General features: G+C 73.4%; 21 protein-coding genes and 1 pseudogene. 11 read left to right on the top strand and 11 right to left on the bottom strand.

Going from position 1 to position 22034, the window contains the following annotated elements:
- Positions 1–83: 83 nt before the first annotated feature.
- A complete protein-coding gene (locus MTQ10_RS05310; RefSeq protein WP_247462763.1) occupies positions 84–1253 on the top strand; it encodes a thiolase family protein in 1170 nt (389 codons plus the stop codon).
- Between the two features lie 10 nt (positions 1254–1263).
- Here MTQ10_RS05310 and MTQ10_RS05305 read toward each other — a convergent pair whose 3' ends face one another.
- Positions 1264–2025: a TVP38/TMEM64 family protein gene (locus MTQ10_RS05305; RefSeq protein WP_247462761.1), complete on the bottom strand. Its 762-nt coding sequence runs from the start codon at positions 2023–2025 to the stop codon at positions 1264–1266.
- Between the two features lie 107 nt (positions 2026–2132).
- Between MTQ10_RS05305 and MTQ10_RS05300 the strand changes: the two genes are divergently transcribed.
- The 3 genes from MTQ10_RS05300 (at position 2133) to MTQ10_RS05290 (ending at position 5402) form a co-directional block, all read left to right on the top strand.
- On the top strand, positions 2133–2855 hold the full coding sequence (locus MTQ10_RS05300) for a DNA alkylation repair protein (RefSeq protein WP_247462760.1): 723 nt from the start codon (positions 2133–2135) through the stop codon (positions 2853–2855).
- Between the two features lie 272 nt (positions 2856–3127).
- A complete protein-coding gene (gene tuf / locus MTQ10_RS05295; RefSeq protein WP_247462758.1) occupies positions 3128–4297 on the top strand; it encodes an elongation factor Tu in 1170 nt (389 codons plus the stop codon).
- 259 nt (positions 4298–4556) lie between these two features.
- Positions 4557–5402, top strand: coding sequence for a spermidine synthase (locus MTQ10_RS05290; RefSeq protein ID WP_247462756.1), 846 nt, complete (start codon positions 4557–4559; stop codon positions 5400–5402).
- Here MTQ10_RS05290 and MTQ10_RS05285 read toward each other — a convergent pair.
- The 3 genes from MTQ10_RS05285 to MTQ10_RS05275 all read right to left on the bottom strand — a co-directional run bounded on the left by MTQ10_RS05285 (position 5364) and on the right by MTQ10_RS05275 (position 8804).
- Positions 5364–6662: an MFS transporter gene (locus tag MTQ10_RS05285; protein WP_247462754.1), complete on the bottom strand. Its 1299-nt coding sequence runs from the start codon at positions 6660–6662 to the stop codon at positions 5364–5366. The two genes, MTQ10_RS05290 and MTQ10_RS05285, sit on opposite strands and share 39 nt — an antisense overlap.
- Before the next feature lie 70 nt (positions 6663–6732).
- The gene (locus tag MTQ10_RS05280) at positions 6733–7776 is read right to left on the bottom strand and encodes a hypothetical protein (RefSeq protein ID WP_247462752.1); all 1044 of its coding nucleotides are present in this window, start codon (positions 7774–7776) and stop codon (positions 6733–6735) included.
- Positions 7777–7853: 77 nt separating this feature from the next.
- A complete protein-coding gene (locus tag MTQ10_RS05275; RefSeq protein WP_247462750.1) occupies positions 7854–8804 on the bottom strand; it encodes a hypothetical protein in 951 nt (316 codons plus the stop codon).
- Positions 8805–8889: 85 nt separating this feature from the next.
- Between MTQ10_RS05275 and MTQ10_RS05270 the strand changes: the two genes are divergently transcribed.
- Positions 8890–9327, top strand: coding sequence for a DUF4442 domain-containing protein (locus tag MTQ10_RS05270; RefSeq protein WP_247462802.1), 438 nt, complete (start codon positions 8890–8892; stop codon positions 9325–9327).
- Positions 9328–9375: 48 nt separating this feature from the next.
- Here MTQ10_RS05270 and MTQ10_RS05265 read toward each other — a convergent pair whose 3' ends face one another.
- Positions 9376–9753: a MerR family transcriptional regulator gene (locus MTQ10_RS05265; RefSeq protein WP_247462748.1), complete on the bottom strand. Its 378-nt coding sequence runs from the start codon at positions 9751–9753 to the stop codon at positions 9376–9378.
- A 59-nt stretch (positions 9754–9812) separates the two neighbouring features.
- Between MTQ10_RS05265 and MTQ10_RS05260 the strand changes: the two genes are divergently transcribed.
- Both MTQ10_RS05260 and MTQ10_RS05255 read left to right on the top strand, forming a co-directional pair.
- A complete protein-coding gene (locus MTQ10_RS05260) occupies positions 9813–10658 on the top strand; it encodes an alpha/beta fold hydrolase (protein WP_247462746.1) in 846 nt (281 codons plus the stop codon).
- Between the two features lie 105 nt (positions 10659–10763).
- Positions 10764–11414, top strand: coding sequence for a DedA family protein (locus MTQ10_RS05255; protein ID WP_247462744.1), 651 nt, complete (start codon positions 10764–10766; stop codon positions 11412–11414).
- Between the two features lie 207 nt (positions 11415–11621).
- Here the strand turns inward: MTQ10_RS05255 and MTQ10_RS05250 are convergent, their stop codons facing one another.
- Entirely contained in the window at positions 11622–12143 is a 522-nt protein-coding gene (locus MTQ10_RS05250) for a gamma carbonic anhydrase family protein (RefSeq protein WP_247462742.1), read from the bottom strand.
- Positions 12144–12251: 108 nt separating this feature from the next.
- On the opposite strand from MTQ10_RS05250, the gene MTQ10_RS05245 reads away from it, so the two are divergent.
- Positions 12252–13094 (top strand): acyltransferase, encoded by an 843-nt coding sequence (locus MTQ10_RS05245; RefSeq protein ID WP_247462740.1) that lies wholly within the window; start codon positions 12252–12254, stop codon positions 13092–13094.
- A 29-nt stretch (positions 13095–13123) separates the two neighbouring features.
- Here MTQ10_RS05245 and MTQ10_RS05240 read toward each other — a convergent pair whose 3' ends face one another.
- Entirely contained in the window at positions 13124–13981 is an 858-nt protein-coding gene (locus MTQ10_RS05240; protein WP_247462738.1) for a DMT family transporter, read from the bottom strand.
- A 107-nt stretch (positions 13982–14088) separates the two neighbouring features.
- On the opposite strand from MTQ10_RS05240, the gene MTQ10_RS05235 reads away from it, so the two are divergent.
- Together MTQ10_RS05235 and MTQ10_RS05230 are read left to right on the top strand one after the other, a co-directional pair.
- Positions 14089–14661, top strand: a complete 573-nt coding sequence (locus MTQ10_RS05235) for a helix-turn-helix domain-containing protein (RefSeq protein WP_247462736.1) — start codon at positions 14089–14091, stop codon at positions 14659–14661.
- A gap of 20 nt (positions 14662–14681) precedes the next feature.
- Positions 14682–15239: a YbaK/EbsC family protein gene (locus MTQ10_RS05230; protein WP_247462734.1), complete on the top strand. Its 558-nt coding sequence runs from the start codon at positions 14682–14684 to the stop codon at positions 15237–15239.
- Between the two features lie 55 nt (positions 15240–15294).
- Here MTQ10_RS05230 and MTQ10_RS05225 read toward each other — a convergent pair whose 3' ends face one another.
- The 4 genes and pseudogenes from MTQ10_RS05225 to MTQ10_RS05210 form a co-directional block, all read right to left on the bottom strand.
- Entirely contained in the window at positions 15295–15714 is a 420-nt protein-coding gene (locus MTQ10_RS05225) for a GlcG/HbpS family heme-binding protein (protein WP_247462732.1), read from the bottom strand.
- Between the two features lie 59 nt (positions 15715–15773).
- Positions 15774–16985 carry an MFS transporter gene (locus tag MTQ10_RS05220; RefSeq protein ID WP_247462731.1) on the bottom strand — a complete coding sequence of 404 codons (1212 nt, stop codon included), beginning with the start codon at positions 16983–16985 and terminating at the stop codon, positions 15774–15776.
- 305 nt (positions 16986–17290) lie between these two features.
- Entirely contained in the window at positions 17291–18859 is a 1569-nt protein-coding gene (locus MTQ10_RS05215; protein WP_247462726.1) for an HtaA domain-containing protein, read from the bottom strand.
- A gap of 447 nt (positions 18860–19306) precedes the next feature.
- Positions 19307–20617, bottom strand: a pseudogene (locus MTQ10_RS05210) (HtaA domain-containing protein); the annotation flags it as partial.
- Positions 20618–20831: 214 nt separating this feature from the next.
- Here MTQ10_RS05210 and MTQ10_RS05205 point away from each other — a divergent pair.
- On the top strand, positions 20832–21818 hold the full coding sequence (locus tag MTQ10_RS05205) for a heme/hemin ABC transporter substrate-binding protein (RefSeq protein WP_374117571.1): 987 nt from the start codon (positions 20832–20834) through the stop codon (positions 21816–21818).
- Positions 21819–22034: the final 216 nt, after the last annotated feature.

The following is a 22034-nucleotide window of genomic DNA, read 5'->3' as shown; positions in this document are numbered from 1 at the left end:
ACGGCGCTATGGTGAGTCCAGATTTCCTACTCACTGGTAATCGCCCGGCCCAGCCGGCTCCTCGCGGCCAAGGAGGCCCGCCCATGCGTGACGCAGTCGTCGTCGAAGCCGTACGCACCCCCATCGGCAAGGGCAAGCCGAACGGCTCCCTCGCCCACGTCCACCCCGTCGAACTCCTCGCCCACACCCTGCGCACCCTCGTCGAGCGCTCCGGCGTGGACCCCGCGCTCGTCGACGACGTCATCGGCGGCACCGTCGACCAGGTCGGCGAGCAGGCCATGAACACCACCCGGTACGCCGTGCTGTCGGCCGGGTTCCCCGAGTCGGTGCCCGCGACCACCGTGGACCGCCAGTGCGGCTCCTCCCAGCAGGCCGTCCACTTCGCCGCGCAGGGCGTCATGTCCGGCGCCTACGACCTGGTCGTCGCCTGCGGGGTGGAGTCCATGAGCCGAGTCCCGATGTGGTCCAACGTGCCGCCCGGCGCCGACCCGTTCGGCCCCGGCGTCGCCGCCCGCTACCCCGACGGCCTGGTGCCGCAGGGCATCAGCGCCGAACTGATCGCCGCCAAGTGGTCGCTGAGCCGGGAGCGGATGGACGCCTTCGCCGTCTCCTCCCACCGCAAGGCCGCCGCGGCCTGGGAGCAGGGCCTGTTCGACGCCGAGGTGGCCCCGCTGGACGGTGTCGCCCGCGACGAGTGCGTACGCCCCGACAGCACCCCCGAGATCCTCGCCTCTCTCCGCCCCGCCTACCACGACCCGGGCTTCGCCGAGCGCTTCCCGCAGATCGAGTGGAACATCACCGCCGGCAACGCCAGCCCGATCAACGACGGCGCCTCCGCCGTGCTGATCACCTCCAGCGATACCGCCGACCGGCTCGGACTGCGCCCCCTCGCCCGGCTGCACAGCTTCGCCGTCACCGGCTCCGACCCGCTGCTGATGCTCACCGGAGTGATCCCGGCGACCGAGAAGGTCCTGCGCAGGGCCGGACTGGGCATCGACGACATCGACCTGTTCGAGGTCAACGAGGCCTTCGCGAGCGTCGTGCTCGCATGGCAGCAGGAGACGGGCGCCGACCTCGGCAAGGTCAATGTGCACGGCGGTGCCATCGCGCTCGGCCATCCGCTGGGCGCCAGCGGCACCCGTCTGACCACCACCCTCGTCCACGCGATGCGCGCCCGCGGCGCCCGCTGGGGCCTGCAGACGATGTGCGAGGCCGGCGGTCTCGCCAACGCGATGATCCTCGAAGCGGTCTGACCGCCCCGGCTCACCGCCCCCGCAGCCGGTGGCGCTTGCGCCAGGCCACCACGACACCCGCCAGCGCCGGTACGGCGATACAGGCCAGCGCGATCAGGAAGGCGGGCGACGTCGGCGCCGAGGCGCGGGCGCCGGCCACCACGTACGCGGCGGTGTTCGGGACGGACCCGAGCGCCGTCGCGAGCAGGAACGGCACCCAGCCCATGCGCGAGACGGCGGCACAGTAGTTCGCCGCCCAGAACGGCACTCCCGGGAACAGCCGCACCGCCAGCATCGACCGGAAGCCGTGCCGGCTCAGCTGCCCGTCCGCAGCCCTCAGCCAGCGCCCCCGCAGCAGCGGACGCAATGCGTCCTGTCCGAGCAGCCGCCCCAGCCCGAACGCCAGCCCCGCCCCCAGCACCGTCCCGGCCAGCGCCCATCCGAGCCCCGCCTGCGAGCCGAACAGCGCCCCCGCCGCCAGGTTCAGCAGCGGGCGCGGCACGAACGCCACCGTGCACAGCCCGTACGCCACCGCGAACACCAGCGCCGCCGCGGCCCCGCCCAGATGCGGCGGCCAGCCCTCCGTCAGCAGCCGCTGCGGCTCGAACAGCAACACCGCCGTCGCGGCCGAAGCGAGCAGCCCGACCAGCAGGGAGAAACGCGACCAGGGCGACAGCAGCGCTCGCACGAGGAACGCACCGGCACGCGACAACGCCGGGACAGCGGCCTCCGCCGCGGCGGCCCGGGGCGGGGCCGTGGCGGTGCCCCCGGAGCGGGTGGTGGCATCGAGCACATGACCCCCTGGAAAACGGCCGTACGAGCGCCCAGTCTCGCACGACCCGGCCGCCCGGACCCGCGAACAGCGGCCCGACGCCGGGAGGCCGCCGTAATCTACCGCCCATGACCGTCACCGACCGGGGCCCCCTCACCGTGCCGCCGAGCACGCTCGCCGATCTCGTGATCACCCGCCTGACATCGGTGTACGGCCCGGCCGGCGACCCGGAGCGCGCCGCGGCCATGCGCGCCTACATGAAGGACGTCTCGCCCTTCCTCGGCATCCCCACCCCCGAACGCCGCGCCCTGTCCCGCACCGTCCTCGCCGGCACGCCCCGCCCCGACGAGACCGACCTCACGGCGATCGCACTGCGCTGCTGGGCGCTGCCCGAACGCGAGTACCACTACTTCGCCGTCGACTTCCTGCGCCGTCACGCGTCGCGCTGCACGTCAGCGTTCCTGCCGGTGGTGCGGCACCTGCTCACGACCGTGCCCTGGTGGGACACCGTCGATCTGCTCGCCGCCCATGTCGTCGGGCCGCTCGTCGCCGCCGACCCCGCGCTCACCGCCGTCATGGACGCATGGATCGCCGGCGACGACCTGTGGCTGGTGCGCGCCGCGCTGCTGCACCAGCTCCGGTACAAGGAGCACACCGACACCGAGCGGCTGTTCGAGTACTGTCGGCGCCGGTCCGCGCACCCCGACTTCTTCGTCCGCAAGGCCATCGGCTGGGCCCTGCGCGAGTACGCCAAGACCGACCCGCACGCCGTACGGGCCTTCGTCGACGCCGAGCGGAGCCGCTTCGCGCCGCTCACCGTCCGGGAAGCGCTGAAGAACATCGGGGACTGACACCCCGTCAACCAGCCCGGAAGCGGGGCGGAAAAACCGTTCGACACCGAACCGTGCCGTCGGCGAAGATCGACGCATGTTCCGGTACGCCTTCCTTCTCGCAGCATCCGCAGCCGCGGATGCCCCGAAGGCTGCCGTTCCCACCGTCCTGGCCGCCGTCGACGGCGCCCGAAGCTGACCCTCCCCGGATCGTCCGCGGACCCCGCAGGGGGAGGGTCGGCGGTTCCTCGGGGTCCCACTTTCTCCAGGCTTCGACGCATCGAGGTACAGCCATGGCCAAGACGGCTTACGTACGCACCAAACCGCATCTGAACATCGGCACCATGGGTCACGTCGACCACGGCAAGACGACCCTGACCGCCGCCATCACCAAGGTCCTCGCCGAGCGCGGCACCGGCACCTTCGTGCCGTTCGACCGCATCGACCGCGCCCCGGAGGAGGCCGCCCGCGGCATCACCATCAACATCGCGCACGTCGAGTACGAGACCGACACCCGGCACTACGCGCACGTCGACATGCCCGGCCACGCCGACTACATCAAGAACATGGTGACCGGCGCCGCCCAGCTCGACGGCGCGATCCTCGTCGTCTCCGCGCTCGACGGGATCATGCCGCAGACCGCCGAGCACGTACTGCTCGCCCGGCAGGTGGGCGTCGACCACATCGTGGTGGCGCTCAACAAGGCCGACGCCGGCGACGAGGAGCTGACCGACCTGGTCGAGCTGGAGGTCCGCGAACTGCTCACCGCGCACGGCTACGGCGGCGACAGCGCGCCCGTCGTCCGGGTCTCCGGGCTGAGGGCGCTGGAGGGCGACCCGCGCTGGACGGCGTCGATCGAGGCGCTGCTCGACGCGGTCGACACCTGTGTGCCGGTGCCGGAGCGGTATCTGGACGCGCCGTTCCTGCTGCCGGTGGAGAACGTCCTCACCATCACCGGACGCGGCACCGTCGTCACCGGCGCCGTGGAGCGCGGCACCGTGCGCGTCGGCGACCGCGTCGAGGTGCTCGGCGCCGGCCTCGACACCGTCGTCACCGGCCTGGAGACCTTCGGCAAGCCGATGGAGGAGGCGCAGGCCGGCGACAACGTGGCACTGCTGCTGCGCGGCGTCGCCCGTGACGCGGTCCGCCGGGGGCGCATCGTCGCTGCGCCCGGCAGCGTCACGCCCGCCCGGCGGTTCACCGCCCAGGTGTACGTGCTGTCCGCGCGTGAGGGCGGACGCACGACGCCCGTCTCCTCCGGATACCGGCCGCAGTTCTACATCCGCACCGCGGACGTCGTCGGCGACATCGACCTCGGCGAGACGGCCGTGGCCCGGCCCGGCGAGACGGTGACCGTCACCGTCGAACTCGGCCGGGACGTGCCGCTGGAGCCCGGCCTCGGCTTCGCCGTCCGCGAGGGCGGACGCACCGTCGGCGCGGGCACCGTCACCGCCGTGCTGTGAAACAGCGGGCGGCCCCCCGGCCCGGACGACGCGGACCGGGGGCCGCCCCGCTCAACCCTCGGCCCACGCCCGGACCGGGGGGGCGAGCGCTCAGTCCTCGGCCCACGCCCGGACCGGGGGTCGAGCGCTCAGCCCTCGGCCCACGCCCGGACCGGGGGGCGAGCGCTCATCGCCGGGCTCGCACCCGGACCGGAAGCCCGTCCGCTCGCCCCGGTGCCGCGCCCGCACCCGGGGCCGGCCCGCCCGGCACAATGGGACGGTGAACGAGCCGATCCCCGTCACCCGAGCCGTCGACCACGGCACCGCCAAGCTCATGCCCGACGTCGACCGGGAACGGGCCTGGCTGCTGACCGTCGACGGGGCGCCCCAGTCGTACGTCGACCTGGACGCCCCGCAGCACCTGGAGTTCGAGTACGCCCGCCGGCTCGGGCACGTCCTGGACACCGTCGCCGCGCCCGGCCGGCCGCTGGACGTACTGCACCTCGGCGGCGGAGCGCTCACCCTGCCCCGGTACGTGGCCGCGACCCGGCCCGGCTCCCGGCAGGACGTCGTCGACGCCGACAAGGCCCTGCTCGACCTGGTCGCCGAGCATCTGCCGCTGCCCGGGGACAGCCGCATCGCGCTGCACGCCGCCGACGCCAGGGCCTGGCTGGAGTCGGCCCCCGACGACTCCGCCGATGTGCTCGTCGCCGATGTGTTCGGCGGCTCCCGGGTGCCCGCCCACCTGACCACGCTCTCCTACGCACGCGAGGCCGGCCGGGTCCTGCGCGCCGACGGCGTCTATGCGGCGAACCTGGCCGACGGGGCGCCGTTCGCGTTCCTCCGCTCCCAGCTCGCCACGTTCGCCGAGGTGTTCGAGGAGCTGGCGTTGATCGCCGAGCCGGGCGTGCTGCGCGGGCGCCGCTTCGGCAACGCGCTCCTCGTCGCCGCCCACCGGCCCGTCGCCATCACCGACCTGGCCCGGCTGACCGCCGCCGACGCCTTCCCCGCCCGCGTCGAACACGGCCCGGCGCTGCGCCGCTTCACCGGCGACGCGCGTCCCGTCGGTGACGCGGACGCCGTACCGTCACCCGAGCCCCCCGACGGCGCTTTCGGCATCGGCTGACTCCACGGCGCCCTTCGCCACGGTCGTCGTACGGCGCCGCAGACGCCGTACGTCCGGCACGCACAGCACGAGCGCGGTGACCGCCACGACGAGCGCCGCGCATCCCCACAGCGCGTTCGTGCGGCCGACGGCGGACTCGGCGGGGCCGGCCAGCGCGGTCGCCACCGGCGTCAGCGCGACCGAGCCGAACCAGTCGTACGCGGAGACCCGGGACAGTTTCTCCTCGGGGATCTCCTGATGCAGGGCGGTCATCCAGGAGACGCCGAACACCTCCACCGTCGCGCCCGCGAGGAACATCACCGCGCACAGCGCGCTCGCCGGGACGGGCACCGCGAGCGCGGCCGACGGCAGCGCCATCGGGAACACGCACAGCGTGCCCGCGAGCAGCAGTCGGCGCGGCTTCCACCGCGTCATCAGCAGGGCACCGGCGACGGTGCCCGCGCCGAAGAACGCCAGCGCCAGCCCCCACGGACCGGCGCCGCCCAGACGGTCGCGGGCGACGAGCGGGCCGTACACGGCGTCGGCGGCGCCGATCACCGCGTTGGCGACGGCGAACTGGGCGACGATGCCCCACAGCCAGGGCCGGCCGGTGAACTCCCGCCAGCCCTCCTTGAGGTCGGCGAGCATCCCGCCGCCGGCAGCGCGGGGCGGGATGTGGCGGACGTCGAGGAGGGCACGCAGGGCGCCGGCCACCGCGAACGCGGCCGCGTCGGCGGCCAGCACCCAGCCGGGGCCGACCACCGCCACCAGGGCACCGCCCACGGCCGCGCCGCCGAGCGCCGCGCCCTGCATCGCCATCCGGAACACGGCGAAGGCACGGCCGGCCTGCTCGCCGTGGACGGAGGACAGCAGCATGCCCTCGGAGGCCGGGGCGAAGAACGCCTGAGCGGTGCCGCCGAGCGCGGTCAGCAGCATCATCTGCCACAGCCGGGGCTCCCCGGCCAGCACCAGCACGGCGAACACGCCCTGGGAGACGCAGTTCAGCGCATTGGCCGCGACCATCACCCGGTGCCGGGGCAGCCGGTCCGCGACAGCGCCGCCGATCAGCAGGAACAGCACCAGCGGCAGGGTGCGGGCCGCGGCCACCAGGCCGACGTCGCCGCTGTCGCCGCCGGCCTCCAGCACCGCGAACGCCGAGGCGATCAGCGCGGCCTGGCTGCCGCCGTTGGTGAGGAACGCGGCGGCGGTCAGCAGGCTGTAGTTGCGGCCCGCCCACGCGGGTCGGCGCGGGCGGCGGGAGCGGTCGGCGGCTGTGGTCACCCGGTGACTATCACCGGACGGCCCCCGGATGCGCAAAACGGTTTCGCCGGCGGGGCCGCGAGCGCGCGGGTCAGCTCTGCTGCGGGGTGCCGTGGAGCCGTACCGTCTTCAGGATCTGCAGCACGGTCGCCTCGGACACCTCACCGGTGACACCCGTCGCCCCGTAGAAGTTGAACGACACATAGTCGCCCTTGCTGTTCTGGAAGCCGAACGTGAGGGCCTTGCCGTCCGTGTTGCACTTGCCCTTGCCCTTCTGCGGGCTGTTGGTGGACTTGGCCCAGTCGTAGCTGCCCTTGATGCCGGAGGCCGTGGTGAACGGCGTGGCCTTCGGGGACCAGGAGATGGTCTTCTTGTCCGGCTGTGTGTAGCCGCCGTACACCCACCAGGCCGGCGTGTTGATCGCGATCTCGTCGGTGTTCTTGGCGCCGCTGGCGCCCTTGGAGCCGACGACGGCCAGCGGGGTGTTCTCGGTCCTGCCGTCCCGGTCGTCGTCGGACGTGCACCACTTGGACTTGTACTCGGCGGTGCCGGACATGACGATGATCGGCTTCAGATCGTCGGCGTTGTCCTCCTCGAACCCCTTGCTGAGGGTCGGCGAGTTGACCTGCCAGTCGGCAGGCACGTCGTAGGCGATGCCCCACTTGGGGTTGATGACGACCTTCCAGCCGGGGACGGTGGGCTTCTCCGTCTCGGCGCTCCGCGGGTTCTCCTCCTCCGAGGAGGTCGCGCTCGGCTGGGTGCTCGGGCTCGCCGACTGGCTCACCTTCGTGCCCTTGCCGTCGTCGCCCTTGGCGTTGTCGTCCTTGTCGCCGCCGAGCACCAGGAACCCGGTCACACCGGCCGCGACCACGACAGCGGTGGCCGCCACGATGGCCACCACCTTGGTGCGGTTGCCGCCGCCCTGCGGGGGCTGCGGCCCGTTGACCACGGTCGGCGCCTGCCACTGCGGCGTCTGAGGCGTCTGCGCGTACGGGTTGGGCTGCTGATGGGTGGGCTGCTGATAGCCCGGCTGCTGGTAGGGGTTGGGCTGCTGGTACCCCGGCTGCTGGTACGGATTGTTCTGCCCGTGCGGGTTCTGGTCTCCCCCGGGCGGCTGCTGCTGTCCTGGCCACATGGCGAGCCACCCTAGTGCCGCCCGGGACACGAATCGGTCACCGGCCCTTGTCAAGGATGTAGCAAACCCGTGTGACCTCAGGAATCACCGGTGTCGACCAGGCGGACGGTGGCGAGAATCCTGCGCACGACACTCTCCGGCACCTCCTCCTTCACCCCCTCGGCGCCGACGAACGACCAGGAGCCGAAGCCGCCGTCCGGCAGCCGGAAGGCGAACGTCGTCGCCCTGCCGTCGCTGTCGCACTTGTGTGTCCGCGGCACCCCGGAGGACTGTGCCGTGGCGAGACTGCCGGTGAGCCCGGACGCGGTGGTGTACGACGTCACCGGGCCGACGGTGACCTTCGTGCGGTCGGGCTGCGTGTAGGCGCCGTACACCCAGGCCTCGGAGTCCGCGCGCGCGATCTCCTCGGTGCTTCGGGCGCCGTTGTTGCCGCGGCTGCCCGCGCTCGCCAGCGCGGTCCGCTCGACGCGGCCGTCGCGGTCCGGGTCGTCCGCGCACCAGTTCTGCTTGAACTCGGCGGGCGCCTTCATCGCGACGAGCGGCTTCTCGTCGGGGTCGCTGTCGTCGGCGACGTACGACACCCAGTCAGGTGACCTCGGGACCCAGTCCGCGGGGACGTCGAAGGCTATGCCCTTGTCCGCGTTCACCACCGCCTTCCACCCGGGCACGGTGGGCTGCACCCCGTCGCCCGCGCGCGGGTTCCCGGTCGTGGACGGCGCGGCCGAGGCGGAGGCCGAGGACGTGTCGGGGGCGGGCGCGGCGCCGTCGTCCGAGCGGGCGAGGACCAGCAGCGCCCCGGTCACCGTGGCGGCGAGCACGACCGCGACGGCGGCGGTGACAGCGATCACCGTCGTGCGCCGGTCCCCGTCGGGGGGCCCGGCCTGGGCCGCTGTGACGGTGGGCGCCTCCCGAGAGGCCGGGTGGGGGCCGGGCTCCTGAGATCCGGGCTGCCGGTACGGGTTCGGCTGCGGGTGGGGGTTCGGCTGCTGCGGGGGGTTGCCGCCGGGCGGCTGCTGCTCTGGCCACATGCGCCCGAAGCCTACGACGATCACACACCGTGTCTGGCCATAAGTTGCTACTGGCGGGTAACCTCGCGTCATGAGCGCAGCACGGATGTCCGTCGGCGAGATGCTCGCCGCCACGGTGCCCATGGCCCGGACCCTCAACCTCGACTTCCTGGAGACCTCTCCGGAGAAGGCCGTGGTGGCCATGCCGGACCAGAGCGACTACCACAACCACGTCGGCGGCCCCCACGCCGGCGCGATGTTCACGCTGGGTGAATCGGCCAGCGGCGCCATCGTGCTGGCCGCGTTCGGCGACCAGCTGGCCCGTGCCGTGCCGCTCGCGGTGCGCGCCGAGATCGCCTACCGCAAGCTCGCCATGGGCGACGTGACCGCCACCGCGACCCTCGGCCGGCCGGCCCACGAGGTCGTGGCCGAACTGGACGCCGGGCAGCGCCCGGAGTTCCCGGTCACCGTCGAGATCCGGCGCGCCGACGGCGCCGTCACCGGCGAGATGACCGTCGTATGGACGCTCCGCCCCAACGGCTGACCCACCTCCACGGACGGGAACCGGCCGTACGCCGGACGCCATTTGGAGTCAGCGCCGCGCGGGGGCGCAGGCCTCCTGCGGCCCGGCCTCGATGACCGCGTCGAGCAGCCCCCGCGAGGCCCGCAGATCCTCGATGGCGCGCGTGATGCGCTCCCGCTCCTGCCGCAGCTCCGCCACCAGTCCCGTGCACACCGGCGCGAGCGAAGAGCCGTCGTCGCGGATGCAGGGCAGCGTGCGGGCGATGGTGGCCGTCGGCAGCCCGGCGGCGAGCAGCACCCTGATACGGCGGACCGTCTCCACGTCCGCCTCGGAGTAGACGCGGTAGCCGCTCGGCAGCCGCTCGGGCGTGAGGAGCCCCTGCTCCTCGTAGTAGCGCAGCAGCCGTTCGCTCACCCCGGTACGGCGGACCATCTCCCCGATGCGCATGTGACCTGCACCTCACCGTGTTGACTCTCACACCGGTGTGAGACTTTAGCGTCCGGTCCATGACTGAAGAGCTGCCCACCTCCACCCTCGGCCGCATCGTCCGCGGCACCGGCCCCGGCCTGCTCCTCGCCCACGGCGCGGGCGGCGGCATCGACGCCAACTTCGGCCCCGTACTGGACACTCTGGCCGCCGGGTACACCGTCGTCGGCCCCGACTACCCGGGCACCGGGCGCACCCCGCGCGCGAGCGCCCCGCTCACCCTCGACGGTCTCGCCGACGAACTGGTCGCCACCGCCGTCGAGGAAGGCGTGGAGACCTTCGCGATCGCGGGCTACTCGCTCGGCACCGCCGTCGCCGTCCGGGCCGCCGCCCGCCACCCCGCACGGGTCACGGCCCTGATCCTCACCGCCGGGTTCGCCCACCCCACCCCGCGGTTCCTGCTCGCGGCGCGCATGTGGCGCGACCACCTCCACGCGGACGACCCGGCCGGCCTGGCCGACTTCCTGTCCCTGATGGCCGTGAGCACGCCCGTCCTGGACGGACTCGGCGAGGACGACCTCGACACGGCCCTGAAGAACACCGCGGCCACGGTCCCGCCCGGCACACCCGACCATGTCGATCTGCTGCTCGACGGCATCGACGTACGGGCCGACCTCGCCGCGATCAGCGTGCCGACGCTGGTCGTGTCCACCACCCTCGACCAGCTCGTCACCCCGTACCACCACCGGCAGCTCGCCGACGGCATCCCCGGCGCGCGCCTGGCCGAGATCCCCACCGGGCATCTGCCCTTCCTCGAACAGCCCGCGCGGTGGGGCGGCCTGATGCGCGACTTCCTCGACGAGACCGGTGTCCGACCCCGCCCGGCGGCGTTCGGCGGACGCCGCCCGGCCACCTCGAACCGGTAGGCTTCCCGGGCGGACGCCTCGAACAGGGGCGCGCCCGGGAAGTCCGGAATGTGTCCGGTACGGCCCGAGACTGCACAAAGACCGAAAAACGGGGAGGAACCGGCGGTGCACGTCCAGGAATGGCTCGACTCGGTGCCCGCTGCCGCCGTCTACGCGGTGGTGGGGCTGATCATCGGACTGGAGAGCCTGGGCATCCCGCTGCCCGGTGAGATCGTCCTGGTCTCCGCCGCCCTGCTGTCCTCGCAGCACGGCGGCATCAACCCGGTGATCCTCGGCGCCTGCGCCACCGCGGGCGCGGTGATCGGCGACTCCATCGGCTACGCCATCGGCCGCAAGGGCGGACGGCCGCTGCTCGCCTGGCTGGGGAAGAAGTTCCCCAAGCACTTCAGCGAGGGGCACATCGCCACCGCGGAGCGGTCCTTCCAGAAGTGGGGCATGTGGGCGGTCTTCTTCGGCCGTTTCATCGCCCTGCTGCGGATCTTCGCCGGGCCGCTCGCCGGTGTGCTGCACATGCCGTACTGGAAGTTCCTCGTCGCCAACGTCCTCGGCGGCATCGTCTGGGCGGGCGGCACGACCGCCGTCATCTACTACGTGGGTGTGGTCGCCGAGTCCTGGCTGAAGCGGTTCTCCTGGCTGGGCCTGGTCGCGGCCGTGCTGATCGGCGTGGCGTCGATGTTGGTGGTCAAGCGCAAGGCGAAGAAGGCGCAGACGGCCCAGGCGGAGGCCGAGCCGGAGCCGGTGGCCGCGGGCGAGTGACACGAGGGGCGGGCGGGGGCCCGGAGCGTTCCGCGTACGGGCCCCGCGCACCAGGCGCGGTACGGCCCCGTGCACGGGCGCTGACCGGGCTCTCGGCCTCTGTGCGGCCCGGTCGACGGCACGGCCACGCGCGCGTGGTGCTGACGCCCCCGCGGTACGGCCCCCGCGTGGCGCTGACGCCCCCGCGCGCCGGGGCCGTCTCCGGCCCTACCCCCGATGGGCCCGGCCCAGCTCCGCGTACATCGTGCCGTTCAGCGTGATCCCCTGACGTTCCTCCTCCGTCAGCTCCCGCCTGACCTTGGCGGGAACCCCGGCGACCAGCGAACCCGGCGGCACGACCATGCCCTGCGGCACCAGCGCCTGCGCGGCGACCAGCGAGCCCGCGCCGATCACCGCCCCGTTCAGCACGGTCGAGCCCATGCCGATCAGACAGTCGTCCTCGACGGTCGCCCCGTGCAGCACCGCGTTGTGCCCGATGGAGACCCGCTCGCCGACCGTGACGGGAAAGCCGGGGTCGGCGTGGAGCGTGCAGTTGTCCTGGACGTTGCTCGCCGCCCCCACCGAGATCCGCTCGACGTCGCCGCGCAGCACGGCGCCGTACCAGACGCTCGCGCCCGCCGCGAGGGTCACCTCGCCGATCACGGAGGCGGTCGGCGCCACGAACGTGTCCTCGTCGATCTTCGGCTCCCTGCCGCCGATGCCCTTGATCAGTGGGCGGTGCTCCGTCATCTCGGCCTCCTCGCCGGTCGCTGCACCAGCACGGTACGCCACCCGGTGGGGCGAAGATCACAGGCCTCCGGCGCGAAGGCGCCCCCGCGGCGCGGCTACGGTGAGCGCGTGCCGAAGCGCAAGAACACGTTCTCATCCTGGCGGCGCCGCGTCGCGCAGCGGGCCGTCCACGCGGGCTGGGCCTGGCTCCAGCGCACGGGTTCCGTGACCGCCGAACAGCCCGGCCGGTTCCGTTTCGGCGCGCTCGGCGAGGTGACCCGGCTCGCCTTCCCCCTCGGCACGGTCTTCGGTGAGCCGTGGATCCACATCGGGTCGTACTGCATCATCGCCGAGCAGGTCACCCTGACCGCCGGTCTGATGCCCGGCCTGGACCTGGGCCCCGATCCGATCCTGCGCATCGGCAACGGCGTGGTGCTCGGCCGCGGCAGCCACGTCATAGCGGACGCCGCGGTCACCATCGGCGACGACTGCTACTTCGGGCCGTACGTCTACGTCACCTCCACCAACCACTCGTACGACGATCCGCACGAGCCCATCGGCAAGCAGTGGCCGAGGTTCGAGCCGGTGGAGATCGGCCCGGGCTGCTGGATCGGCACCGGTGCGGTGATCCTGCCGGGCGCGCGCATCGGGCGGAACGTCGTCGTCGCGGCGGGCGCGGTGGTCCGCGGCGCGGTGCCCGACCACGCCGTGGTGGCGGGGGCGCCCGCGCGGGTCGTACGCCGCTGGACGCCCGCGGAGGGCTGGCAGCCGCCGCTGCGCACCCCGGCGCCCGTGCCGCCGCGTGACGGGGTCACCGCGCAGCAGTTGTCGAAGCTGTCCCGGCTGACCGAGGAGCAGGTGGCGCTGCTGGCGGCGCTGGAGGAGGAGCCGGACCGGACCGCGCAGGCGGGGGGGCCGGACGCCGGCGGCGAGGACACGCCGCTGGCCGAGGTGGAGTCCCGCGGGAACTGAGGCGCGTCGATGGCCGGCCCCGCCCCCGTTCAACCCGTCGCCAGCAGCAGGGTGCCCACCAGGGCGAGGCCCGCGCCCGCCGCCTGGACGCCGCGCAGCCGCTCGCTGAGGAAGCCGCGCGCGGCGAGTGCCGTCACCACCGGGTAGAGCGAGGCGAGCACGGCGGCCACGGTGACCGGGCCGTGCTGGGCGGCGACGGAGTAGGTGCCGTTGGCCGCCACGTCGGCGAGGCCGACGAAAGCCAGCGCCGGCAGCGCACCCCACGGGAAGCCGTCCGCCGGGAGGGCCGGGGCGCCCCGCCGTACCGAGGCGTACAGGGCGAGCCCGCCCGCGGCCACATTGGTCACGCGCTGCACGAACAGCGCGAGGAAAAGGCCGGTCACCGTGGTCGACGCCTCGGCGATCAGCGCGAACACCGCGCCGAAGCCGGCCGCCGAGACCAGGGACAGCACGATCGTCCGCCGTGGCACCCCCGTGCCTCCGCGCTGCGGCCCGCCCGCGAGCACCACCCCGGTGACGGCGACGGCGATGCCCGCGACCTGGACCAGGCCGGGCCGCTCGCCCAACATCAGGCCGACACCCAGGGGCACGCACACACCGAGCGTGGCCAGCGGGGAGACGACGCCCATCGGGCCGAGGGCCAGGGCCTTGTAGAAGCAGATCATCGCGACCGACCCGACCAGGCCCGCGGCGAACGCGAACCACAGCCGCGGGCCCGCCTCGCTCCAGCCGCCGGTGGCCACCACGATCACGCCGAGCACCGCCGTCGCGATCGCCTGGGAGACCACGACCACGGTGAGTGCGGGTGCACGGCGTGTCAGCACTCCGCCGCCGAAGTCGGCCAGGCCCCACAACAGGTTTGTGGCCAGGGCGAACAATGCGGTCACGACACGCCTCGCAGTACAGTTCGGTGAACGATCGGGTGCACCACACCGTAGTTCAGCGCACTGAACTCTGTCATCCAGAATATTGGACCTCCCGGATATTGGACGGAATGTCGGACCTCGACCTGCTGACCCAGTCCCTGGCTCGCAACGTCAAACGCTGGCGCACGGAGCGCGGCTTCACTCTGGACGCGCTGGCCGCCCGCGCCGGAGTCAGCCGCGGCATGCTGATCCAGATCGAGCAGGCACGCACCAACCCGAGCATCGGCACCGTCGTGAAGATCGGCGACGCGCTCGGCGTCAGCATCACCACCCTGCTCGACTACGAGCAGGGCCCGAAGGTCCGCGTCGTCCCGGCCGACCAGGCCGTACGGCTGTGGCACACCGACGCCGGCAGCTACAACCGCCTCCTCGCAGGCGCGGAGGCGCCGGGCCCGCTGGAGATCTGGGACTGGAGGCTCGCACCCGGCGAGTCCAGCCCGTCCGACCCGCACCCCGCCGGCACGGTCGAGCTGCTGCACGTCCTGGAGGGCGAACTGACCCTCACGGTCGACGGGGCGGAGCACCGCGTCCCGGCAGGGGCGAGCGCCACCTTCGAGGCCGACGTCCCGCACACCTACGGCAATCAGGGCCCCGAGCCGATGCGGATGGTGATGGCGGTCTCCGTGCCGCCCGTCCGCTGAGGCTTGTTAGCGTGCGGGCCATGGACGTACCCATCGGAAACTTCGACCGGGCGACTCCCGCCCTCGAATGCCTCGACGAACTCGTCGCCCCCGTCGCGGACGCCGTACGCCGCTGGAACGGCAGCGTCCCCGCCGACCGCATCCTCTACGTCACCATCGACCCCGACCTCGCCGACACCGCCGCCTTCGTCGCTCACTACGGCGAGGATCTGCTGGAGAAGTCCGCGAACTGCGTGGTCGTGGCCGGCCGGCGGGGCGGCGACACCAGGCTGGCGGCCTGCCTCACGCTCGCCACGACCCGGGTCGACGTGAACGGTCTGGTGCGGCGTCATCTGGACGTCCGCAAGGCCTCGTTCGCCCCGATGGACATCGCCACCGGCGAGACCGGCATGGAGTACGGCAGCATCACCCCCGTCGGACTGCCCGCACACTGGCCCCTGTTGGTGGACGCGGCCGTCCTCGACCAGCCGTGGGTCGTGGTCGGCAGCGGACGCCGCCACGGCAAACTGATCGTCCCCGGCAAGGCCTTCGCCGAACTGCCGGGCGCCACGGTCCTGGAGGGCCTGGGCAGGCCGTAGGCCCGGCGCACGCCCCCGAGGGCGTCGCCGGGCACCGCCCGTGGGCCGAGGGCGCTCAGCCGAGCAAGGCCACGGCCGCCGAGGCGAACGCGTGGTCCTGCTCCGGGGCGCCGCCGCCGACGCCGATCGCGCCGATCGGCCGGCCGTCGCGGCGGACGGGCACCCCGCCGGCGATGAACAGCAGCGGCTTGTCCAGCGCGGTCGGCAGGCTGTGGAAGGGGCCGTCCGGCTTCACGGCGTCCACCAGGTCGGCGGTGGCGCTGTCCAGCTGGAGGGCGGTGTACGCCTTGCGGGTGCTGGTCTCGCCGGAGATCAGCACGGCCCGGTCGTCCCGGCGGAAGGCCAGCGGATGGCCTCCGGCGTCGAGGACGGTGACGCTGACGGCGACACCGGCCGCCTCGGCCGCGCGATGGGCGGCGGCGACGAGGATCTCGGCGTCGGCGGTGGTCAGCGGGGCGATCGCGGTGGCGGTCATGCGGGTGCTCCTTGCCTGATGCGCTTTGTCTGTACGGGGGAGACGGGGGACCGGGGAGGTCAGTGCCCGGCCGTGACCGGGGCGGCCTCGGGGGCCGGGGAGCCGGCCACCACGTGGCCGGCGCTGCCGCGGCGGCGGTGCAGTGCGGCGGCGACCAGCGACAGCAGCAGCGCGAAACCGGAGAGCAGGGAGCCCACCCAGTTCGGGGAGGTGTAGCCGAGCCCCGCGGCGATGACGATGCCGCCGAGCCATGCGGCCAGCGCGTTGCCGAGGTTGAAGGCGCCGATGTTGGCGGCCGAGGCCAGGGTGGGGGCGGCGGACGCCTGGTCGAGCACCCACTTCTGGAGCGGGGGCACGGTGGCGAAGCCGAGCGCGCCGATCAGGGTGAGGGTGATCGCGGCGAGGACCTTGTCGTGGGCGGTCGCCGTGAACAGCAGCAGGGCGAGGGAGAGCGCGCCCAGCGAGCCGAACAGCATCGGCATCAGGGCGCGGTCGGCGAACCGGCCGCCGATCAGGTTGCCCGCGAACATGCCGCCGCCGAAGAGCACCAGCAGCCAGGTCACGGCGCCGGCGGAGTATCCGGCCACGTCGGTCATCATCGGCGTGATGTAGGTGATCGCGGCGAACACACCGCCGTACCCGAAGACCGTCATCGCCATGGCGAGCCATACCTGGACGTTGCGGAAGGCGGCGAACTCGGCGCGTACGTCGGCGCCCTCGGGGCGGCCCTTCTCGGGCACCAGCCTGGCGACGCCGAGCAGACCCACGATGCCGAGCGAGGCGACGAGCAGGAAGGTCACCCGCCAGCCCGCTGCCTGGCCGATGCGGGTGCCGAGCGGCACACCGACGATGTTGGCGACGGTCAGGCCCATGAACATCAGCGAGATCGCCGAGGCCTTCTTCTGCGGGGCCACCAGGTCGGCGGCGACCACCGAGCCGATGCCGAAGAACGCTCCGTGCGCGAGGGAGGCGACGATCCGGCCGATCAGCATGATGCCGAAGGCCGGGGCGAGGGCCGAGAGCGCGTTGCCGACGACGAAGAGCGCCATCAGGAACATCAGCATCTTCTTCCTGGACACCTTGGTGCCCAGGACTGTCAGGAGCGGGGCACCGAGGACGACGCCGAGGGCGTAGCCGGAGACCAGCCAGCCGGCGGTCGGGATGGTGACGCCGAAGTCGTCCGCGACCTCGGGCAGCACACCCATGATCACGAATTCGGTGGTGCCGATCCCGAAGGCCCCGATGGCCAGAGCCAGGAGCGCGAGAGGCATGGAGGAGACCTTCCGAACGATTGCAGGTGACGCTTACGAGCGAGGACAATACTTGCAGACGCGTGATAGTTGCAAACGCTGGATATCTCTCTTCGGGGTTGATCTGGGCTCGGTGGCGGTCTCGCAGGCGGGCCGACCTGCGGAGATGTCATGGAGGGGGAGGGGTGATCCGTCGGCGCCGGGGAGGAAGTGCCACGGCCCACGGCCCCGAAACGCCATCGGCCCGGACCCGAGGCGTACACCTCGGGTCCGGGCCGGTGAGCGGCAAGGGGGAGAAAGCGCCCCGGCACCTGGTCCGGGAGCCCTCAGACCTGGGCGGCGGTACGGCGCCTGCGGACGCCTGCCACGACGGCACCCGCGCCCAGCGCGACCGCCGCCGCGGCCACCGTGCCCAGCGCTCCGACCGGGAGGTCCGAGCCGGTCGAGGCGAGGCTGCCGTCGACCCCGCCGGCCGTGTCGCCGAAGCCGCCGGTCGTGGAGCCCGTGCCGCCGGTGGTGTCCGCGCCGGTGCCGCCCGCGCTGCCGGTGCCGCCCGAGGAGGCGCCGTCGGACGCGGAGCCGTCGGTGCCGCCGGGCAGCTGGGCGTCGTCGGTCAGTGCCAGCCGCAGGGCGACCGGGTCGAGCTCGGCGCCCGCCTGGTAGAAACCGCCGAACGCCTTCGCGCCGGCCTCGGTGAGGGTGGCCCGGACACCGTCCACGACGATGACGTCGTCGTCGACGGTCAGATCGGGCTTGCCGGCCTTCAGGGTGGCCAGGACCACGCTCCCGTACTTCTCGCCGAGGCTGGTGACATCGGCGGTCAGCTGTCCGGAGCCGCCCGCGAGCGTGACCTTGAGGCCGGAGAGGGTGAGGTCGAGGGCGTAACTCCCGTTCGACTCATGACCCTTGAAGTGCACGGCGCCCTTGAACGAGGCGGTCAGGGTGTTCCTGTCGGTGTCGTAGTCGCCCGTCGCGCCGGAGAAGGTGAAGACGCCGTTGCCCGCGGCCTGCGTCGCGCCGCCGGACGTGGTGACACGGCCGTGGGCGGCACCGCTGACGACGTACGTACGGAAGGACTGCTTGACGCCCCAGCCGAGCGTGCCGTCGGCGATCATGCCCTTCGCCGGGGCCGGGGACGCCGTCGCGGACGGTGCGGCGCCAGCGGAACCGGTGGCCGGTGCGGACGGGGACGCACCCCCCGTGGCCGGTCCGGTCGCCGACGGGGACGCGGATGCGGACGCGGACGCGGGGGCCGAGGCGGACGCCGTGGCCGTCGGCGAAGGCGATCCGGAGGCCGTCGTACCGGTCGACGGGGACGCGGTGGTCTTCTGCGCAACCGTCACCGGGTCGCCCGCGGCACCCGCGTAGCTCGGGCTGCCGAAGACGTCCGCGGCCTGCTGCGTCAGCTCGGTCGCCATGTCCGTCATGGCCCGGCTCACGGTGACCTCGGCCAGCGGCACGTCCTGCTCGGTGGTGCCCGACCGGGTGACGTCCGCGGTGATGGCGCCGGCCCCGCTGTCGAACCGCACATCCGACAGCGTGATGTCGAAGCCGTGCTGCTCGGACACGATCCGCAGACTGCCGTCGAAGCCCAGCTTCAGGGTGTGCGCGGTGGAGTCGTAGCCGCCCTTGCCGCCGGTGAAGGTGAAGGCGCCGTTGCCTGCCGCCTGGCTCGCACCATCGGTCGCGGTGAAACCGCCCGCCGCGTACGTGGTGACGTACGTGCGGTACGACTGCTTGATGCCCCACGTCAACTCGTAACCGGACAGCGGCACTTCGGCCGCCGAGGCGCTGCCCGCGCCGAGCGTGACGAGGGTGGCGGCGCCCAGCGCGGCGGCGGTGGTGACTGCGGCGGCCAGGACGGCGGAGCGGCGTCCGCGCGGAGTGGCAGACATGATCGGGGTGTCTCCCAGGGGTGAGGTGGTTCGGGTGGCGCCCGCACGGGACGGGCGGACGCGGGTGAGGCAAGGTCAGCGCCCGTCGGCCGGGGACTCCGGGGTTCCTTCGAGGGGGGCCTGCGGCCGGACGGCCTGTGCGTCCGGGGTGGAGGCCCGGGTGTCCGAGGGGGCCCGGGCGGTGGTCGTGTCAGTGGGCGGCGTCGAGGTCTCGGTGCCGGTACCGGTACCGGTGCCTGTGGCCGTGGCCGTGGCCGTGGCCGTGCCTGTGGCCGTGGCCGTGCCTGTTGCCGTGCCCGTGCCCGTGTCCGTGGCGGGGCCCTGCGCGGTTCCGGCCGCCGCGGTGGCGCGCCGGGCGCGGGTGCGGTGCAGGGCGACACCGGCCCCGGCCAGCAGCAGTACGGTGCCGGCCGCGAGGCCGACGGGCAGGGCGGGGGAGCCGTCCACGCCGGACGCGCTCGCGACGGGCTCCGCCGGGGCGGCGGGCGACGCGTCGGCCGGGGCGGGGACGGTACCCGTCGGGGCGGTCGCCGACGGGTCGCTGCCCAGATCGGGCAGGGCCGGCAGCGCGGCGTCGGCGGTGAGGGCGACGGCCACGGTCACCGGGTCCATCGCGGTGTTCGCCGGGTACATGCCGCCGAAGGCCTTCGCGCCCTCGGCGGTGAGCTTCGTGGGCGCCTCGGTGATCCGCACCAGTCCGCCGGCCGGCCTCAACCCCTTCGCGGCGAACTTCACCAGCGGTACCCGGCTGCCGGCGGCGCCCTCGCGCTTCACATCGGCGTACAACGTGCCCTGACCCTCCGTCACGATGACGCGCACGGCGCTCAGTTCGAGGTCGAGGCCGCCCCTGCCGGTGAAGCGGACCGCGCCCTTGAAGGCGGCGGCCAGATCACCGTCGTCGAAGGTGCCGGTGCCGGCGGTGAAGCGGAAGAGCGCGCCGCCGTCCTCGGCACCGGCCGACAGCGTCCAGCGGCCACGGGCGATGTCCCCCGTGACGTACTCGCGGAAGGTGCGCCGCACGCCCCAGTCGACGACGCCGTCCACGAGCCCGGTCGTCCTCGTTCCCCCCTTCTTCTCAGGGGACTTGGACGGGCTCGGCGAGACGGTGGCGGACGGCGACCGGGCCGCGGAGCGGACGTCCACGGAGAGGCTGACCGGGTCGAGTGCGGTGCCCGCCGTGTAGTACCCGGCGAACGACCTGGCGCCGGCGGCGGTGAGGGTGGCGGGGAGGTTGTTCAGGACGACCGTGTCGCCGCCGCCCTTCATCGAGACACCGCTCAGGGACAGCGTGGCGAACGGCACCTGACGGGACGTCGTCACCGTGCCCGTGTCCTTCGCCCTGCCGGTCACGTCCACGTACAGCGTGCCGCTGGAGCCCGTGATGCGGACCCTGGGGCGGCGGATGGTGAGGTCGAGCCGGTAGGCGCCGGTGTCGGTGCGGTGGCCGACGAAGTGCACCCCGCCGCTGAAGGACGCGGTGAGGGCGCCGGTGGCGCTGTCGTAGGAGCCGGTCGCCGAGTGGAAGCGGAAGCCGCTGCCGCCGACGGTCGCGGCGCCGCCGGTGAGCGAGTAACCGCCGTGGGCCACAGGGCCGGTGATGTAGCTCTGGAAGGACGACTTGATGCCCCAGTCGAGCCGGCCGCCCTGCACGGTGCGGCTCGCGGCCTGCGCGGCGGACGCCGGGAGCAGGGCTCCCAGCGCGGCCAGGCACAGGGCTGCGGCCCAGCCGTAGCGGCGCGTCGGCGGGGATGGGGGCATGGTCGGCCTCCGGGCACGGGTCGGGAAGCGGCCGGAAACAGAGGGCTCCGGTCGAAGTGAGGTAAGGCTAACCTAAGCTAGATTCATCCTTCACGGACAGTCCCTCTTCAGGACACGGACCACACACGGACCAGTGCTCGTCGGCCTCTCGGGCCCGCACGGACGCGGCTGCGCCCCCCGGGGCGCGCGGAAAGGAACGGCCACAGTGCGACGTTTGCGCACCCGACTCGCGGGTGCACTGCTGGGGATGCTCGCCCTGACGACAGCGACGGGCTGCGGCGCGGACACGGTCGCCACACCCTCGCCCACAGCGACGGCCGACGCGATCGAACCCCTTGCCGGGACACCGACACCGCGCCTGCCCGTCACCGTCGACTCCGCCGACGGCCGGAAGGTGACGGTGAGCAGGGCCGAACGGATCGTGCCCCTCTCCGGCAGCCTCAGCGAGATCGTCTTCACCCTCGGCCTCGGTGACCGCGTCGTCGCCCGCGACGTCACCACCACCTTCGCGCAGGCCGCGAAACTCCCGGTCGTCACCCGCAACCACGATGTCTCCGCCGAGAGCGTGCTCTCCCTCAAGCCCGGCCTGGTCATCGCCGAGACCACCACCGGACCCGACGAAGCCGTCGCCCAGATCAGGGCGGCCGGTGTCCCCGTCCTCGTCGTCGCCGCCGCGAAGAGCCTCGACGACGTCGGCCCCCGTATCCGGACGGTCGCCCGCGCGCTCGGCGTCCCCGACGCCGGACAGGAGCTGGCCGAGCGGTCCCGGCAGCGCATCGACGCCGTACGCAGGACGATCCCCGGCCACGAGGAGAAGCCGCGCGTCGCCTTCCTCTACCTGCGCGGCTCCGCCTCCGTCCATCTCATCGGCGGCAGGGAGTCCGGCGCCGGCTCGCTCATCGAGGCGGCCGGCGGCATCGACGCCGGCGCCGAGTCGGGGATCGCCGGGGACTTCGCCACCATCACCAGCGAGGCCCTCGTGAAGGCCGCACCCGACGCCATCCTCGTCATGGACCACGGCCTGGAGTCCGTCGGCGGCATCGACGGCCTGGTGACACTCCCCGGCGTCGCCCAGACCCCCGCCGGGATGAACCGCAGGGTGGTGTCCGTCGAGGACGGCGTCCTGCTCACCTACGGCCCCCGCACCGACCGCGTGCTCGCCACGGTCGTCGACCAGCTCTACGGGGGCGGTGACGCATGACGGCCCTCGACGGCACGGCCGCGACGGCCGCCGGGAACACCGGCGTCGCGGCATCCGATGGCGCGTCTGACGCCCGTGGGGGTAGGGCTGCGACGGCCGCCGGGAACACCGGCGTCGCGGCATCCGATGGCGCGTCTGACGCCCGTGGGGGTAGGGCTGCGACGGCCGCCGGGAACACCGGCGTCGCGGCATCCGATGGCGCGTCTGACGCCCGTG

The organism is Streptomyces sp. XM83C (assembly GCF_023072675.1).
Classification (GTDB): domain Bacteria; phylum Actinomycetota; class Actinomycetes; order Streptomycetales; family Streptomycetaceae; genus Streptomyces; species Streptomyces thermocoprophilus.
Note: the sequence above shows the minus strand (reverse complement) of the source record. Positions and strands in the feature narration are given on the sequence as shown.